16 protein-coding genes are annotated in these 16,377 nt (G+C 40.4%); 3 read left to right on the top strand and 13 right to left on the bottom strand.

The window, feature by feature from the left end; all coding sequences use genetic code 11:
* Positions 1-16 precede the first annotated feature (16 nt).
* The 10 genes from leuD to typA all read right to left on the bottom strand — a co-directional run bounded on the left by leuD (position 17) and on the right by typA (position 11,721).
* Positions 17-601 carry a 3-isopropylmalate dehydratase small subunit gene (gene leuD, locus KR50_RS08280; protein ID WP_041057214.1) on the bottom strand — a complete coding sequence of 195 codons (585 nt, stop codon included), beginning with the start codon at positions 599-601 and terminating at the stop codon, positions 17-19.
* Between the two features lie 15 nt (positions 602-616).
* Positions 617-2,026 carry a 3-isopropylmalate dehydratase large subunit gene (gene leuC, locus KR50_RS08275; RefSeq protein WP_041057211.1) on the bottom strand — a complete coding sequence of 470 codons (1,410 nt, stop codon included), beginning with the start codon at positions 2,024-2,026 and terminating at the stop codon, positions 617-619.
* 18 nt (positions 2,027-2,044) lie between these two features.
* The gene (gene leuB / locus KR50_RS08270) at positions 2,045-3,145 is read right to left on the bottom strand and encodes a 3-isopropylmalate dehydrogenase (RefSeq protein WP_041057210.1); all 1,101 of its coding nucleotides are present in this window, start codon (positions 3,143-3,145) and stop codon (positions 2,045-2,047) included.
* A 20-nt stretch (positions 3,146-3,165) separates the two neighbouring features.
* A complete protein-coding gene (locus KR50_RS08265; protein WP_041057208.1) occupies positions 3,166-4,707 on the bottom strand; it encodes a 2-isopropylmalate synthase in 1,542 nt (513 codons plus the stop codon).
* Positions 4,694-5,725 (bottom strand): ketol-acid reductoisomerase, encoded by a 1,032-nt coding sequence (gene ilvC / locus KR50_RS08260; protein ID WP_041057205.1) that lies wholly within the window; start codon positions 5,723-5,725, stop codon positions 4,694-4,696. The genes KR50_RS08265 and ilvC overlap by 14 nt, the downstream gene beginning before the upstream one ends.
* Before the next feature lie 23 nt (positions 5,726-5,748).
* Positions 5,749-6,261: an acetolactate synthase small subunit gene (gene ilvN / locus KR50_RS08255; protein WP_041057202.1), complete on the bottom strand. Its 513-nt coding sequence runs from the start codon at positions 6,259-6,261 to the stop codon at positions 5,749-5,751.
* Positions 6,258-8,003, bottom strand: coding sequence for a biosynthetic-type acetolactate synthase large subunit (gene ilvB / locus KR50_RS08250; RefSeq protein ID WP_041057200.1), 1,746 nt, complete (start codon positions 8,001-8,003; stop codon positions 6,258-6,260). Before ilvB ends, ilvN begins: the two co-directional genes overlap by 4 nt.
* Before the next feature lie 382 nt (positions 8,004-8,385).
* Positions 8,386-9,285: a branched-chain-amino-acid transaminase gene (gene ilvE / locus KR50_RS08245; RefSeq protein WP_041057198.1), complete on the bottom strand. Its 900-nt coding sequence runs from the start codon at positions 9,283-9,285 to the stop codon at positions 8,386-8,388.
* A 259-nt stretch (positions 9,286-9,544) separates the two neighbouring features.
* Positions 9,545-9,856: a YlaH-like family protein gene (locus KR50_RS08240; protein WP_041057197.1), complete on the bottom strand. Its 312-nt coding sequence runs from the start codon at positions 9,854-9,856 to the stop codon at positions 9,545-9,547.
* Between the two features lie 23 nt (positions 9,857-9,879).
* A complete protein-coding gene (gene typA / locus KR50_RS08235) occupies positions 9,880-11,721 on the bottom strand; it encodes a translational GTPase TypA (RefSeq protein ID WP_041057195.1) in 1,842 nt (613 codons plus the stop codon).
* A 109-nt stretch (positions 11,722-11,830) separates the two neighbouring features.
* Between typA and KR50_RS08230 the strand changes: the two genes are divergently transcribed.
* The gene (locus KR50_RS08230; protein WP_041057192.1) at positions 11,831-12,022 is read left to right on the top strand and encodes a YlaF family protein; all 192 of its coding nucleotides are present in this window, start codon (positions 11,831-11,833) and stop codon (positions 12,020-12,022) included.
* Between the two features lie 19 nt (positions 12,023-12,041).
* Here KR50_RS08230 and KR50_RS08225 read toward each other — a convergent pair whose 3' ends face one another.
* Positions 12,042-12,842, bottom strand: a complete 801-nt coding sequence (locus KR50_RS08225) for an inositol monophosphatase family protein (protein WP_041057190.1) — start codon at positions 12,840-12,842, stop codon at positions 12,042-12,044.
* Between the two features lie 148 nt (positions 12,843-12,990).
* Complete coding sequence (locus KR50_RS08220; RefSeq protein ID WP_041057189.1) at positions 12,991-13,188, bottom strand: hypothetical protein; 198 nt, start codon at positions 13,186-13,188, stop codon at positions 12,991-12,993.
* 255 nt (positions 13,189-13,443) lie between these two features.
* Here KR50_RS08220 and KR50_RS08215 point away from each other — a divergent pair, with 255 nt between their 5' ends.
* Entirely contained in the window at positions 13,444-14,079 is a 636-nt protein-coding gene (locus KR50_RS08215; protein WP_041057187.1) for a YktB family protein, read from the top strand.
* Between the two features lie 249 nt (positions 14,080-14,328).
* On the opposite strand, the gene KR50_RS08210 is transcribed toward KR50_RS08215, so the two are convergent.
* Positions 14,329-14,598 (bottom strand): UPF0223 family protein, encoded by a 270-nt coding sequence (locus tag KR50_RS08210; protein WP_041057185.1) that lies wholly within the window; start codon positions 14,596-14,598, stop codon positions 14,329-14,331.
* A gap of 169 nt (positions 14,599-14,767) precedes the next feature.
* Between KR50_RS08210 and KR50_RS08205 the strand changes: the two genes are divergently transcribed.
* Positions 14,768-16,294, top strand: coding sequence for an aminotransferase class I/II-fold pyridoxal phosphate-dependent enzyme (locus KR50_RS08205; protein WP_052476900.1), 1,527 nt, complete (start codon positions 14,768-14,770; stop codon positions 16,292-16,294).
* Positions 16,295-16,377 lie beyond the last annotated feature (83 nt).

Below are 16,377 nucleotides of genomic sequence, written 5' to 3'. Positions count from 1 at the left end.
TCTCATATTAGCTGTATTAGGCATGCTTTTTTTCATACGCTGCAATTTGTTCTTCAAACTGATAGGTCAGGGCAATTTCATCCCATCCGTTTAACAGCATTTCTTTCCAATAAGGATCAATATCAAAGGTGATCTTTTCTTCTGTATCATATTGTATAAACTGTTCTTCAAGATTGATAAAAACTTCTTTTTGATGTTCTGTACTCTCTTTAATAAGCTGCCTTACACTCGCTTCATTCAGTCTGATCGGAAGAATTCCATTTTTTACACAGTTATTATAAAAAATATCTGCGAAGCTTGGCGCTATAATCACTTTAAATCCATAATCAAGTAATGCCCATGGAGCATGCTCACGTGAAGAACCACAGCCAAAATTGTGACTGGCTACTAATATTTCAGACCCTTCGTACTGAGGGTTATTTAATATAAAAGATGGATTTGGTGTTCCATCTTCACGGAATCTCCACCCGTAAAACAAATAATTCCCAAAACCAGTCCGTTCGATTCGTTTTAGAAATTGCTTAGGAATAATTTGATCTGTATCCAAATTTACTCGGTCAAGCGGCGTTGCAATTCCTGATAATTTATTGATCTCCTTCATTCTTCCCCCTCCATTCTACGCATGGACGCTCAGCATATTCCGCACATCTACAAAATGACCTTTTATGGCTGCCGCTGCAGCCATTACAGGACTGACCAGATGCGTTCTTGCACCGGCTCCCTGCCTTCCTTCAAAATTACGATTGGAAGTAGAAGCACATCTTTCGCCAGGAGGCACAATATCATCATTCATTGCCAGACACATACTGCAGCCTGATTCTCTCCATTGAAAACCTGCTTGTTCAAAGATTTTATGAAGCCCCTCTTTTTCGGCTTGCAGCTTCACCTTAAAAGAGCCCGGAACAACTAGTGCTGTGACGTTTGGATGAACGGTCTTGCCTTTCACTACCTCCGCTGCTTCTCTAAGGTCGCTTATTCTTGAGTTCGTGCAGGAACCGATGAATACATGCTGAATTTCAATAGAAGAAAGAGGTGTGCCTTCTTTTAGATCCATATAGGTCAAAGCCTGTTTCAGTTCTTCCCGATCTGATTTTTCAGCATAATCAGAAGCATATGGTATCGCAGAAGATATACCTGAACCCATAGAAGGATTTGTTCCCCATGTCACAAATGGTTCTATTTCGTTCGAATGAATTTCAAGGGTCTGATCGTAGCTGGCCCCCTCATCCGTCGCGTATGATAGCCAATTGTTTTTAAGTGCATCAAATGCACCGCCGTCAGGTACGTGAGCACGGCCTTTAAGATATTCAACTGTTTTTTCATCCGGGCTGATCAAGCCTGCCCTTGCACCTGCTTCTATCGACATATTACAGATTGTCATTCGTTCTTCCATTGAAAATTTCCTTATCGCATCTCCCGTATATTCAACAATGTGACCTGTCCCGACATCCACTCCGAACTTTGAGATAATCGCTAAAATGACATCTTTGGCTGTCACACCAAAACCCAATTCACCGATCACTTTAATTTCCATCGTTTTCGGCTTCGACTGCCAGAGTGTCTGGGTAGAGAGCACATGTTCAACTTCACTTGTCCCGATTCCAAAGGCCAAAGCACCAAAAGCACCATGTGTTGAGGTATGACTGTCTCCACATACGATCGTTTTTCCCGGTTGCGTAAGCCCAAGGTCCGGTCCAATTACGTGGACTATTCCCTGATCCGGGTGATCCATATGAGCAAGCGGAACGCCAAACTCTTTACAATTTTGCGCAAGGGTGGAAATTTGTTTTCTTGAAACGGGATCTGTAATATTGGACCTGTTTTTAGTCGGAACATTATGATCCATCGTCGCAAAGCTTAGGTCAGGCCTTCTTACTTTGCGTTTATTTAATCTTAATCCCTCGAAAGCCTGCGGAGATGTTACTTCGTGCAAAAGGTGAAGATCAATGTAGAGTAAATCCGGTTTTCCTTTTTCTTCATATACAATATGATCATTCCAGACTTTTTCAATAATCGTTTTTGGCATGGGTAGCTCCTCCCTTTGTTACACGTAAGCAGACATTATATGATCAGAAACAAATTCCCTTTCAAGTTCTTCAATTACTTTATCTGTAAAAGCAGTTGTTGATAAAACACGGTGTCCTGTTTTTTGAATATCTGTTGTGCAATAGCCGTCTTTGTACACACTGTATACAGCTTCTTCGACTGCTGCTGCTTCTTTTTCAAGACCAAAAGAGTATTTTAGCATCATAGCTGCTGATAAAATTGCTGCAGAAGGATTGGCTATATTTAATCCTGCAATATCAGGAGCTGAGCCATGTACTGGTTCGTATAATCCGAAACCGTCTTCTCTTATGCTTGAAGATGGAAGCATCCCCAGAGAACCTGTAATAACAGATGCTTCATCACTTAAAATATCTCCAAACAAATTTTCTGTAACGATCACATCAAATGAAGAAGGCTGTGTAATAAGCTTCATAGCTGCCGCATCTACGAGAATATGCTCTACTTCAATATCCGGATAATAAGATTTTTTTTCTTCTACTACTTCTCTCCACAGCTTACTTGACTCTAAAACATTGGCTTTATCCACCGACGTTACTTTTCCTTTGCGAAGTCTGGCTAATTCAAAAGCCTTTTCAACAATTCGTTCAATTTCTTTTCTTGAATAAGTCAGCGTGTCGACTGCTCCGTTTGCGGTTTTACGTTTCGGTTCGCCAAAATACAGGCCTCCTGTTAACTCTCTGACAATCATCATGTCCACTTCTTTTACAAGATGTTCTTTTAATGGAGATGCATCCATCATTTCCGGCACCGCTTTTACCGGTCGTAAATTTGCAAAAAGACCGAAATGCTTGCGGATCGCTAATAGTCCTTTTTCCGGACGCAAAGCAGATGGATTATGGTCCCATTTAGGTCCCCCTACCGCTCCAAGTAAGATGGCATCGCTTTTTTCACAGACAGCCAGGGTTTCTTTCGGCAGCGGTTCCCCCGTCTGATCGATTGCCTCCCCGCCAATTAAAGCAGATTGTATTCTAAAGGAGTGATCAAACCTTTTGCCGATTGATTCTAATACCTTTACAGCAGATTTTGTAACTTCCTTGCCAACTCCATCTCCCTGTAACACGGCGATTGTTTTTTTCATGATGATTCCTCCTTTGGAATTTACACAGTTTTTGCGAGTGAGCGATTCCGTTCATTCACAATTTGACGGTTAATAGCATTTAAATATGCTTTAGCTGAGGCCTCAAGAACATCCTGGGCTACATCTCTCCCTGTGGAAGATTTCCCGTTGTAAGTTAAATTGACAACCGCTTCACCTAGAGCATCTCTTCCTTTTCCAATAGAAGTCACCCGGTAATCTAGCAGATGTACTTTCCCTTGAACAAGACGCTCAAGTGTATTACAGATGGCTTCGACACTACCGGATCCGGTAGATGCTTCCTGAAGGATTTCGCCTTTTGGATTCTTTAAGGAGACACTGGCAGTTGGAATACTTCCATTGCCATATTGTACTTGCACTGATTTCAATTCATAAACAGGCGTATCGTCCTCCTGAATTTGCTGATCCGTTAGTATAATATATAAATCGTCTTCTGATATTTGCTTCTTTTTATCTGCCAGCGTTTTAAACGCTTTAAACGCTTCATTTATTTTTTCATCCGTTAAGTCAAAGCCGAGTTCAACAGCCTTATTTTTAAATGCATGACGTCCGGAATGTTTCCCTAAAACAAGCTGATTGGAGGTTTCCCCAATAAGTTCCGGGGTGATAATCTCATAGGTCGAACGATCTTTCAGCATACCATCCTGATGAATGCCGGATTCATGGGCAAATGCATTTTTCCCCACCACAGCTTTATTCGCCTGGATTGCCATTCCTGTCAGTTGACTTACAAGCTGGCTGGTTCGTTTAATTTCCTGGAATTGAATTGCCGTTTCGAAATTATAGACATCTTTTCTGATGTGGAGCGCAACTGCCAGCTCTTCTAACGCTGCATTACCTGCTCTCTCACCAATCCCGTTAATGGTTGCTTCTACCTGATCAGCTCCATTTTCAATCGCAGCAATAGAATTTGCAACGGCCATTCCAAGATCATTATGACAATGAGCTGATAGCTTTACTTTGTCTATACTCTTAACATTATTTTTAAGATAGTTAAACATCGCACCGTATTCAGCTGGTGTAGCGTAGCCTACTGTATCGGGTAAATTGATCGTCGTCGCCCCTGCCTGAATTACTTTTTCTACGATGCGAACAAGAAAGTCCGGATCGGATCGGAATGCATCCTCCGCAGACCACTGAACTAAAGGAAAATGCTTTTTAGCGTGTTTTACAGATTCAACTGCGATTTCAACCACTTGGTCGGGCGTTTTTTTTAATTTGTGCGTCATATGAATAGGCGAAGTGGCAAGGAAAATATGCAAATGTGGCTCCGCGCCATACTTTAACGCCTCCCACGACGTATCAATATCGCTTTTAACAGCTCTCGCAAGCCCGGTTACAATGGAAGATTGAACGGTCTGAGCGATTTTCCTTACTGCTTCGAAGTCTCCTTGAGAGGAAGCAGGAAAGCCTGCTTCAATTACATCTGTACCAAGCTTTTCAAGCTGCCTGGCAATTTCCAGCTTTTCAGCCGTATTTAGATTAATTCCAGCTGATTGCTCCCCGTCTCGAAGTGTGGTGTCAAAGACATCAATTTTTCGCACTAGAGACCACTTCCTTTTGTTCTTTTTTTCCTGATTTTACAAATGGCATCATACTTCTTAATTCACGTCCGACTTTTTCGATTTGATGTTCGCTTTCCTGTCTTTCGATGGCAGAGAATTCCGGACGATTCAATTGATTTTCAAGCAGCCAGCCTTTAGCAAATTTACCTGTTTGAATATCAGTTAAAATATCCTTCATACGGGCCTTTGTATCTTTATCAACCACTCTAGGCCCTGATACGAAGTCTCCCCATTGAGCGGTATCTGAAATAGAATAACGCATGCCAGACATTCCATCCTCATACATAAGATCAACAATTAGTTTAAGTTCATGCAGACATTCAAAATACGCTAATTCAGGCTGGTAACCTGCTTCTACTAACGTTTCAAAACCTGCTTTTACTAAAGAGGTAAGACCCCCGCACAGAACTGCCTGCTCACCGAAGAGATCGGTCTCCGTTTCCTCTTTAAAGGTAGTTTCCAATACACCAGCACGTGCGCTTCCGATTCCTTTTGCATAAGCCAGTGCTGTTTCTTTCGCATTGCCGGATACATCCTGATAAACAGCAAACAGAGCTGGAACACCGGCACCGGATTCAAACGTTCTTCTTACAAGATGCCCCGGACCTTTTGGTGCTACCAGAAAAACATCCACATCTGACGGTGGGACAATTTGATTAAAGTGAACGTTGAAGCCGTGTGCAAAAACCAGCGATTTGCCTTCGCGAAGACCTGGTTTAATTTCTTCTTCATACACTGCTGTCTGACGTTCATCCGGTACAAGAACCATAATGATATCTGCTGTTTCTGAAGCTTCCTTCACAGATAACACCTCTAGTCCATCTGCTTCTGCCTGGTCAAAAGATTTACCTTTTCGCACACCTACAACAACGTTATGCCCTTGATCTTTTAGATTCTGAGCGTGTGCATGTCCTTGTGAACCATACCCGATAACAGCTACCTTTTTTGATTTAAGTGACCCGTCATTGATATCCTGATTGTAATAAACTTTAGCCATGTAAAATTCCTCCTAATAGTGGTTTATAAGATTGACAGCTGCTGAGCAGGTGCTTTTTGTGTTTCCCTTACGAATGCTGTTGCTCCTGTACGTGTAAGCTCTTTAATTCCATACGGTTTTAATAAATCAATAAAGGCTTCTATCTTGCCGGGATCGCCTGTAACCTGAACAGTAATGACGTTCTTGCTCATATCAATCACCGTAGCTCTGAATGGTTCGATAATGCTGTTGATTTCACTTCTGACTCCAGGCGGTGAAAGAACTTTTATAAGTGCTAACTCCCTCGTTACGATCGCTTTATCTGTAATATCATTCACTTTCAGCACGTCGATTTGCTTCTGTAATTGCTTTAAAAGCTGTTCGAGTTTTCGCTGGTCCTCTACGTGAACCACAAAAGTCATTTTTGAAATGCCTGCTTTTTCTGTATGACCGACAGTAATACTTTCAATATTAAACTGACGTTTCATTAATAGACCGGTTACCCTGTTTAATACACCACTCTGATTAATAACTGTTGTCGTGATTACTCGTTTCATCCTTTCACCCCAATCATTTCATGCAGCCCTTTGCCTGGAGCCACCATTGGATAAACATTTTCCATTTGCTCCACTCTGCAATCAATTAAAGCAGGTTTATTCGATGAGAAAACTTTTTTGAAAAGCTCATCTGCATCATGGTAGTTTTCAACTTTATAGCCTTCGATATTATAAGCCTCGGCAAGTTTGACAAAATCAGGCTGTGAAGGCATAAGCGACTCCGAATACCGCTTATCGTAAAACGTTTCCTGCCATTGGCGCACCATGCCGAGGCATTGATTGTTTAATATAATGACTTTTACCGGAATCTGACTCTCCTGAAGCAGCGACAATTCCTGAAGGGTCATCTGGAAACCACCATCTCCTGTAATCGAAACAACTGTTTGATCCGGCTTCGCAATTTGCGCACCAATTGCTGCAGGGAAGCCAAATCCCATTGTTCCGAGTCCGCCGGAAGTAACCCAGTGGTCCGGATGATTAAAGCGGTAGAATTGAGCCGCCCACATCTGATGCTGTCCTACGTCGGTTGTGACGATCGCATTTCCTTTGGTATGCTTATGCACCAGTTCAATGACTTCCTGTGGAAGCATTTTTTTCGACTCGTTTGAGTAAACAAGCGGGTACTCGGCTTTTGATTTTGTTAAGTGAGTCGTCCATGGTTCAATAGCAAGTTTGTTCATTTCAAGCCTTAACAGTGAATCAATCGCTTCTTTTGCATCTGCTACAATAGGAATATCTGTATGAACATTTTTTCCTATTTCTGCTGGATCAATATCTATATGAACCACCGTCGCATTTGGAGCAAAATGTTCCAGGTTTCCTGTCAAACGATCGTCAAATCTGGCTCCTATATTTATAAGAAGATCCGCTTCACAAATTGCCATGTTAGCGGTAAACGTTCCGTGCATTCCTGCCATCCCGAGAAATTGGGGATGATCACCAGGTATACTGCCAAGACCAAGTAATGTATTGGTTACGGGAACGCCTGTATTTTCAACAAATTTCACAAAGCTTTCTGACGCTTTGCTATGCAGGATCCCGGCTCCAGCTAATATCAGCGGTTTATGTGCTCTCTGCAAAGCTTGAGCTACTTTTTGAATCTGAAGAAAATTTGGAGATGTTGTTGGCTGATAGCCAGGCAAATTTAATTCTGTTGCTTTTATCTCTGCTGAAGTAAAAACCTCATTGGAAATGTCTTTAGGTATATCCACTAGAACGGGACCGGGTCTTCCGGTAGAAGCAATATGAAAAGCTTCGTGTATGATTCTCGGCAGATCCTCCACCCGTTTCACCTGGTAATTATGCTTAGTTATCGGCTGAGTGATCCCGACAATATCCGCTTCCTGAAAGGCATCTGTTCCAATTACGGCGCTTGCCACCTGTCCTGTAAAGACAACCAGAGGAAGCGAGTCCATCATCGCATCTGCAATGCCAGTAACGAGATTGGTGGCACCCGGACCGGAAGTGGCAATCACCACACCTGTCTTACCTGATACTCTTGCGTATCCTTCGGCTGCATGTATCGCTCCTTGTTCATGCCTTGCCAGTATGTGAGGAATAGGATTTTTGTATAGTGCATCATATATTGGAAGAACAGCACCGCCGGGATAACCAAAAAGCATTTCAACCCCTTCATTTTGAAGAGATTGAATGAAAACATCGGAACCTTGCAGCACAGGTTTAGGATGCTCACCTGCAACGTTCTGTTCTTCTTCCTGTGTTACATTTACATTTACGCTCATTTTCTAGCGCCTCCTTTAATAGGTTCAGTGACGTATGGACAAAATGGCGTTGAACAAATAAAAAAAGCCTTTTTCAGCCCATACAAAAAGAATGCCTTTTGTATAGGGATGAAAAGACTTTTCATGGTACCACCCTATTTCGCAGCGCTTGCCGCCTCGTGAACAGAATCTCTGTTCATTGATAACGAACGTACTAATTACGTCCGGGATGCACCTACTAGAAATGACGTTCAGTGCTCCACTCCGAGGGGATGTCGCTATTAGCAGCAATACCGGCTTCCAGCATAACCGGTTCTCTGTGATTGCAGAAGCTAATAACTTTTGCCTCATCATTGATTTTTCGATCTTCACTTTAACTTATGAACGCATTAACGCATTTATGTTAACCTGCATTTAATTCTGAGTTATGAACTTTAATGCCATCTTTGACGACAAGATTTCTAAAAGCTTCGAGAAGTTCATTTGTTATTACACCCGGAACACCCGTTCCAATGGATCTTCCATCTACTTTGACCACTGCGATGACCTCTGCTGCCGTACCGGTTAAAAATACCTCATCCGCTACGTAGACGTCATGTCTGGTGAATACTGCTTCTTCCATCGAGTAGCCTTTTTCTTTGGCCATTTCAATAATTGCATTTCGAGTGATTCCTTCGAGTGCCCCTACGTAGCCAGGCGGTGTTAAAATTTTCTTATTACGTATGATAAATATATTATCAGCCGACCCCTCTGCAACGTACCCCTGATCATTTAACATGAGCGCTTCAGGTACACCTGCTAGTCCAGCCTCTATTTTCACTAAGATATTATTCAAATAATTCAGTGATTTCACTTTAGGACTTAGTACATCCGAGCGGTTTCTCCTGCTTGCCACTGTGACGATTTCAATTCCGCTGTCATAAAGTTCTTTAGGAAATAGTGATAAGGACTCTGCGATCACAATGACATTCGGAACTTTACATGAGAAAGGGTCTAAACCGAGATTTCCTATCCCCCTTGAAACAACTAATCTTATATAGGCATTTGATAAATTATTTTTTCTTAAAGTTTGAAGGACGATTTCAGTCATTTCCTCTTTAGTATAAGGAATTTCAAGTAAAATTGATTTTGCAGAATCATACAATCTGACCAAATGCTCATCTAGACGGAAGACGTTATCGTTATAGGATCTAATCCCTTCGAACACCCCATCTCCGTATAAAAAACCATGATCATAAACTGATACTTTTGCATTTTCTTTCGTAACATATTCGCCGTTTAAAAAGATCAATTGTTCACTCACTTAATCACTCCTTCCCGCTACCCTTATTACATCCTGTAAAAGGTGATGTACTTGAATTGTTGACAATCATAACTCGGATAAAACAAAGCGTCAACCTCAAAAAGTTGAATTATTAGATAAATTAGAATATTTAATTAAATTGTATGCGTTTTCATATTTGGTATATCAACGTTTGTGAAAAAGAAAAATTTATTTATCTTCCATGGCGGTGTGAGAACAAAAAAAGCCTGTTCATCTAAATGAACAGGCTTAAAAGCATTTATATTGTTCCTTTTGCTTGTTCTCTTCGCAATCGGATTTTGTAAATAATTAAAATTAAAGATGCGATAATGAGCCCCTCTGCAATGGGCAGGAAAATCGCCAAAAAAGTTAAAACCGTACATCCAAGAATTAAGAAGATGTAAATCACAGCTGATTTTAATAAAGGCAGCTTTTTAGCAAAACCAAGCTTATAAACTAAAATCGAAAGAGCAATAATTGTGATGTATAGCAGCCACATGCCCATTTCTGGATTGACATCTACACGGTACAGTGCAGGAAAGAAAGATAACCGATCTTCCACATTTACCATGCAAAATCACTCCTGTCCCTGTATTAGTTGGCTTCAGCTGTTTTTTTCTTTTTCTGCGAACGTTCGCGCTCACTTTTATCAAGAATTTTTTTACGAAGTCTGATTGACTCCGGTGTAATTTCACAAAGCTCATCATCATTTAAATATTCCAGTGATTCTTCAAGCGTCATGATACGAGGTTTTTTTAATGTCGTTGTTTGCTCTTTATTCGCAGACCGTATATTATTAGCCGCTTTTACCTTTGTAACATTAACTGTTAAGTCATTATCACGGGTATGCTGACCAACAATCATTCCCTCATAAACATCGGTACCCGGCTCAAGGAAAATCGTTCCGCGGTCTTCGACACCGAGAATCGCGTATTGTGATGCCTGGCCTTTGTCCATTGATACAAGAACACCTTCACGACGTCCGCCTACGCGTCCTGTCTGCATAGGCTGATAAGAATCAAATGAGTGGTTAATAATTCCATACCCGCGTGTAAGTGTCAAGAATTCTGTAGTATAGCCGATAAGACCGCGTGCAGGGATCATAAAGGCAAGACGCACCTGACCATTGCCGTTATTAATCATATCCAGCATCTCGCCTTTTCTTTCACCCATCGACTCAATAACTGATCCAACATATTCTTCTGGTATATCAATTTGAACACGTTCTACAGGCTCGCTTCGAACGCCGTCTACATCGCGCACAATTACTTCAGGTTTTGAAACCTGCAGTTCAAATCCTTCACGTCTCATATTTTCGATTAAGATTGACAAGTGAAGCTCTCCACGACCAGATACGATCCAGGCGTCAGGAGAATCGGTATTTTCAACACGAAGGCTGACATCCGTCTCAAGCTGTGCACGAAGTCGTTCTTCGATTTTTCTTGAAGTAACATATTTTCCTTCGCGTCCTGCAAAAGGACTGTTATTTACAAGAAACGTCATCTGAAGTGTCGGCTCATCAATTCGAAGAATCGGCAATGCTTCCTGATGCTCAACTGGGCAGACTGTTTCTCCAACGTTGATATCTTCCATTCCAGAAACGGCAATTAAATCGCCGGCATGAGCTTTTTGTATTTCTTGACGCTTAAGCCCAAAGAAACCAAAAATTTTCGTTACTCTGAAGTTCTTTACTTTGCCATCTAGTTTCATCAGAGAAACCTGCTGACCTACTTCCATTGTTCCCCTGAAAACACGGCCAATTCCAATTCGTCCAACATAGTCATTGTAGTCAAGCAATGCAATCTGAAACTGCAAAGGATCTTCACTGTTATCTATTGGCGCCGGGATATTTTCAACAATAGACTCATAAAGAGATTCCATCGTTTCATCCTGCTTCTCAGGATTCACACTAGCCGTTCCATTGATAGCAGAAGCATAAACAACAGGGAATTCCAGTTGATCTTCGTTTGCATCTAACTCGATGAATAGGTTTAGCACTTCATCAATTACGCCTTCTGGACGTGCTGCATCACGGTCGATTTTATTTACGACAACAATCGGCGTTAAATTTTGCTCAAGTGCTTTCTTCAATACAAATCGGGTTTGCGGCATACAGCCTTCATATGCATCAACGACTAAAAGAACTCCATCAACCATTTTCATGATCCGTTCAACTTCGCCGCCGAAATCTGCGTGTCCTGGTGTATCTAAGATGTTAATCCGTGTATCTTTGTATTGAACCGCAGTATTTTTAGCAAGAATGGTAATACCGCGTTCTCTTTCCAAGTCATTTGAATCCATCGCACGTTCTTCCACATGTTCATTTGAACGGAAGATACCAGATTGCTTCAATAACTGGTCTACGAGAGTAGTTTTACCATGGTCTACGTGAGCGATGATTGCAATATTTCTAAGATCTTGTCTTAACTTTGTCATTATTTCACTCCTGAATGCTTTTCCAAGCTTTATTAACTGTACTATTATATCATATAAGGTGGAAATACAAAAATTAATTCTGTAAAATGATTGTGAGGAGGCGCTGCACATGAAAAAAACGAACGGGATTTTTATACTTTATGCATTTGCTGCAGTACTGGCAATGTCCGGTGTGGGAATTGCAGTAGGAGAAAGAAGCATTATTTGGGCTATTATATCAATTATTGCTTTGATTGCAGTATTTGGAATGGGATTTAAAACAAAGAAAAAATATAGAGAGTTAGAACTGGAAAAGCACTGAGCGAAGGCTCAGCGCTTTTTTAGAGCTTTCCTTTTAAATAATCATTGTAAATTTCTTTATGAACAGATGGATTCCCTGCAAATAAAGAGTCTTTTTCAATTAGAGTATGAGGTCCATTTTTTAAATTCGTAACCACTCCCCCAACCTCTTCAAGAATCACTTTTCCTCCTGCAATGTCCCAAGGAGAGAGCCGCATAGTCAAATACCCATCTAATCTGCCGCAAGCTACATAAGCCAATTCAAGTGCTGCTGAACCATATGATCTTGTGCCTCTAACCTTATGAACCAGCGGTCCGAAAACCTCATAGGGCACCTTGTCATGCTTCGTTACCCATGTCGCATTGAGCGCAAGTATCGCTTCAGTAAGGTTAACGGGTTTAAGGTGAGGAATCTGTGTCTGATTAAGAAATGCCCCTTTTCCTTTTTGGGCATGGTACAATTCATCTGCTACGACATCATATATGTACCCGAGCATTCCGATTCCATTATGATATACTCCTACAGAGATCGCGAAATTTCTTTGCTGATGTACAAAATTCATCGTTCCATCAATAGGGTCTATAATCCAAACCACTCCGTCGAGCGTTGTAAGGGAATCTCCATATCCTTCTTCGCCCATAATTTTATGACTCGAATCAAAATCATTCACTTGTTTAACAAAATATTGCTCAATTTCTTTATCCATATTGGTGACTAAATCGTTAACATTACTTTTTGTTTCTATACTTAACGTGCTGGAGAATGATTTTCTGATGGTTTCGCCTGCATTAGAAATCAATCCCCTGGCAAATCCATCGACTTCATCCCAATTTATTGTCATAAAAATCCCTCCCGCGAATATCTGCTTATCTTTTACAAGGGTATCTTACCCTCCTTCATATCGCAAGAAATATACACACAAAAAACTAAGACGAATGCTCTGTAATATAGAGCATTCGTCTTAGTTTTGTCTGCTGGTTCCCGAGTTGTTAGAGGCCGCCTGTCAGATCAAGGAGATCCTGGCGTATTACGACAAGCTTTTCCTTTGACGAAGTAATTAATTGATCATTATTTTCTTCCAAAGCTTCATACAGTACAGCAAGTTCATAATCCAGTTCCATGCGCAAAATGGCCATTTTTTCCGATTTAAGACCTCTTTTTCTAGTAACTTGGATGACCTGTTTCATCTTCTTGCACCCCTCACCTTAACCGATTCGACGGCTTTTTCATATTTGTTGTTCTTTCTGGTTAATCCATTCTATGCGGTATGAATCAGTTTATTCTTAAGAAAGAATTATGCTACAATAATATGTAGCTGATTTCTTACCGGCCACTGAAAATTCTTATTAGTATTATAGCCTAAATATTCTTCGTTCAAACGAAGAGTCAAAGTTTTTTGCATACCCCCTTCATCTTAATTTAGGAAATCAAGGAGTGATCTAATGTCAGCAGTTTTTGAAAAACATGATTTTGATGTATTTAAAATTGATGGACTCGAAAATAGAATGTCCGAGATCCAATCACGCATACAACCTAAGTTTGAATTACTTGGACAGGAATTAGTTCCATTTTTAACCGAGCAATTAAACGAAGAAATGCATCTTCATATAGCCAGACACGCCAGAAGGACCATCAATCCTCCCAATGATACATGGATGGCCATTTCTTCAAGCAAAAGAGGGTATAAGAAACTGCCGCATTTCCAAGTCGGATTATGGGATGATCATTTGTTTGTTTGGCTCGCTTTTATTTACGAGCTGCCCAGCAAAGCAAAGATAGCTGATTCATTTCTTACAGACTTTGATGACGTTATTCAAACTTTCCCTGAAGATGGATGGATTTCTTCTGATCATATGAAAAAAGAAGCCAAGCAAATCAGCGAAATGAACGAAGGAGACTTTATGCGTGTCCTGGAACGATTTAAAAATGTAAAAAAAGCTGAATTACTCGTTGGCAAGCGTTTCCTTCCTTCTGATCATGTTATTCAAAATCAGGAAGAATTATTAAAAGAAATTAAACAGATTTACACCAAATTGCTTCCACTTTATAAACATGGAATAAAAGAACAAAACAGGTAACTTACCTTCTACTTGCACTTGATTTCTGACGGATCTTTTAAAAAGACCATCGCTTTCCGTAAGAACGAGGCAATAGAATGATGTTTATCAAAGAAATATTGAACGACTCTACACCCACATACTCGCTTGCGCTCCTTAAAGTTGGGGTTTCCTCGCCATATTTAGGTAAATATGAACAAATAAAAAATGTCTTCACGAAATTTCGTGAAGACATTTTTTATAGCTGAGTTCTGTCAAAGCCTTTTAAAGCTAAATTGAGATATTCCCGCCATCGTCGGTGTTTTTTGCTTTTTTAACGGCCTGATAAATCGAATAACCACTTGACTCTTTAAATTCTTTGTCAATTGATTTTTCTTCTGATTTGCTTGGAACAATTTCTTTAAACCGTCTATAAGCTGCCATAAAATCACTCTTATTTACGTGGGATATATGTGTTTTTTCAACTAGTTCATAAAACTTCATTACGTCAATAATTTCCTCAGTTGTCCAATCTATAGATAGTGGATATTGTAATTCCATTTCTTCACCTGCTTTTCCATGTATTCTACTTTATTGTACACAAAATAAAATTACTTTTAAATAGATGTGCTGCATCCGCTTTAATCATTTTCATTCTTTCGTGAAAGTGCTATAATTTTTTTGATATCAATGAAGATCATACAAAACTCTTAACGAGGTGGAATATACATTGTCAGAATTACCAACAAGTTCAGCTACGCTTGATGTTTTAAGATCCACAGGCAATTTAACTCAAGATGATACCCCTTTATTTTCAGGATTGAAAAAACACAGTGCTGCTAAACCCGTACAGTTTCATATACCCGGTCATAAAAAAGGGGCGGGTATGGATCCAGAATTCAGGGAATTCATTGGAGATAATATCCTATCAATTGATTTAATAAATATTGCGCCTCTAGATGATCTGCACCAGCCGAGAAGCTTAATTAAAGATGCTCAGGATTTAGCTGCAAAAGCATTCGGTGCTGATTTTACATTTTTTTCAATACAAGGAACAAGTGGAGCGATTATGACAATGGTTATGAGTGTTTGCGGTCCTGGTGACAAAATTATAGTACCGCGAAATGTTCACAAATCAGTTATGTCTGCCATCGTATTTTGCGGAGCGATCCCAATCTTTATTCACCCAGAAGTAGATAAAGAACTTGGTATCTCTCATGGAATCACTCCTGACTCGGTTTTATCTGCACTAAAGCAGCACCCGGATGCAAAAGGGGTTCTGGTTATAAATCCGACTTACTTCGGTGTGGCAGCTGATTTAAAAAGCATTGTAACAATAGCGCATTCATATGATGTTCCCGTTTTAGTTGATGAAGCGCATGGAGTCCACATACATTTTCACGACAGACTTCCTGTATCCGCCATGCAGGCAGGTGCGGATATGGCAGCAACGAGTGTTCATAAATTGGGCGGATCGATGACTCAAAGCTCTGTTTTAAATTTAAAAGAAGGACTTGTTTCAGCAAAAAGAGTGCAAACAATCTTAAGCATGCTGACCACAACATCCACATCCTATCCTTTACTTGCATCATTAGACGTAGCTAGAAAAAGGCTTGCGACTAATGGAAAGCAATTAATCGAAGAGACGATTGAGCTCGCAGAACAGATTCGTTCCAGCCTTAAAAATATTGAACAAGTTACTTGTATAGGTGCTGAAATAATCGGAACTAAAGCCACTTTTGATTTTGATCCTACTAAAATCATCATATCGGTCAAAGAATTAGGAATAACAGGGTATCACGCTGAAAAGTGGCTTAGAGAAAAATATAATATCGAAGTTGAACTTTCCGATTTGTATAATATTCTCTGTATTATTACCCCTGGAGATACAAAAAAGGAAGCAGCTATCTTGATTGAGGCGATAACTGAATTAGCGAAAGCCTTCAAGCACGACGAAAATTTTGTTTCTCCACAGGTCATGCTGCCAGATATTCCGCTTTTAGCACTATCGCCTAGAGAAGCTTTTTATTCTGAGACAGAGCTTTTGCCGATCGACCAAACTGCCGGAAGAATCTGCGCGGAATTTATTATGGTTTATCCTCCTGGGATTCCTATTTTTATTCCTGGCGAAATCATTACAAACGATAATTTAACTTATATTCATGAGAATATTGAAGCAGGGTTGCCTGTTCAGGGTCCTGAAGACGAATCACTGCAAACCTTAAGAGTGATTAAGGAGCACCGAGCCATAAAATAAATAAAAAAGAGGCCGTGATCGGCCTCTTTTTTATCCCATTTTATTCATGACGGTCATTTTGCCGATCTGCAAATCCCCAGCAC

Source organism: Jeotgalibacillus campisalis, from assembly GCF_000829515.1.
GTDB lineage: Bacteria > Bacillota > Bacilli > Bacillales > Jeotgalibacillaceae > Jeotgalibacillus > Jeotgalibacillus campisalis.
Note: the sequence above shows the minus strand (reverse complement) of the source record. Positions and strands in the feature narration are given on the sequence as shown.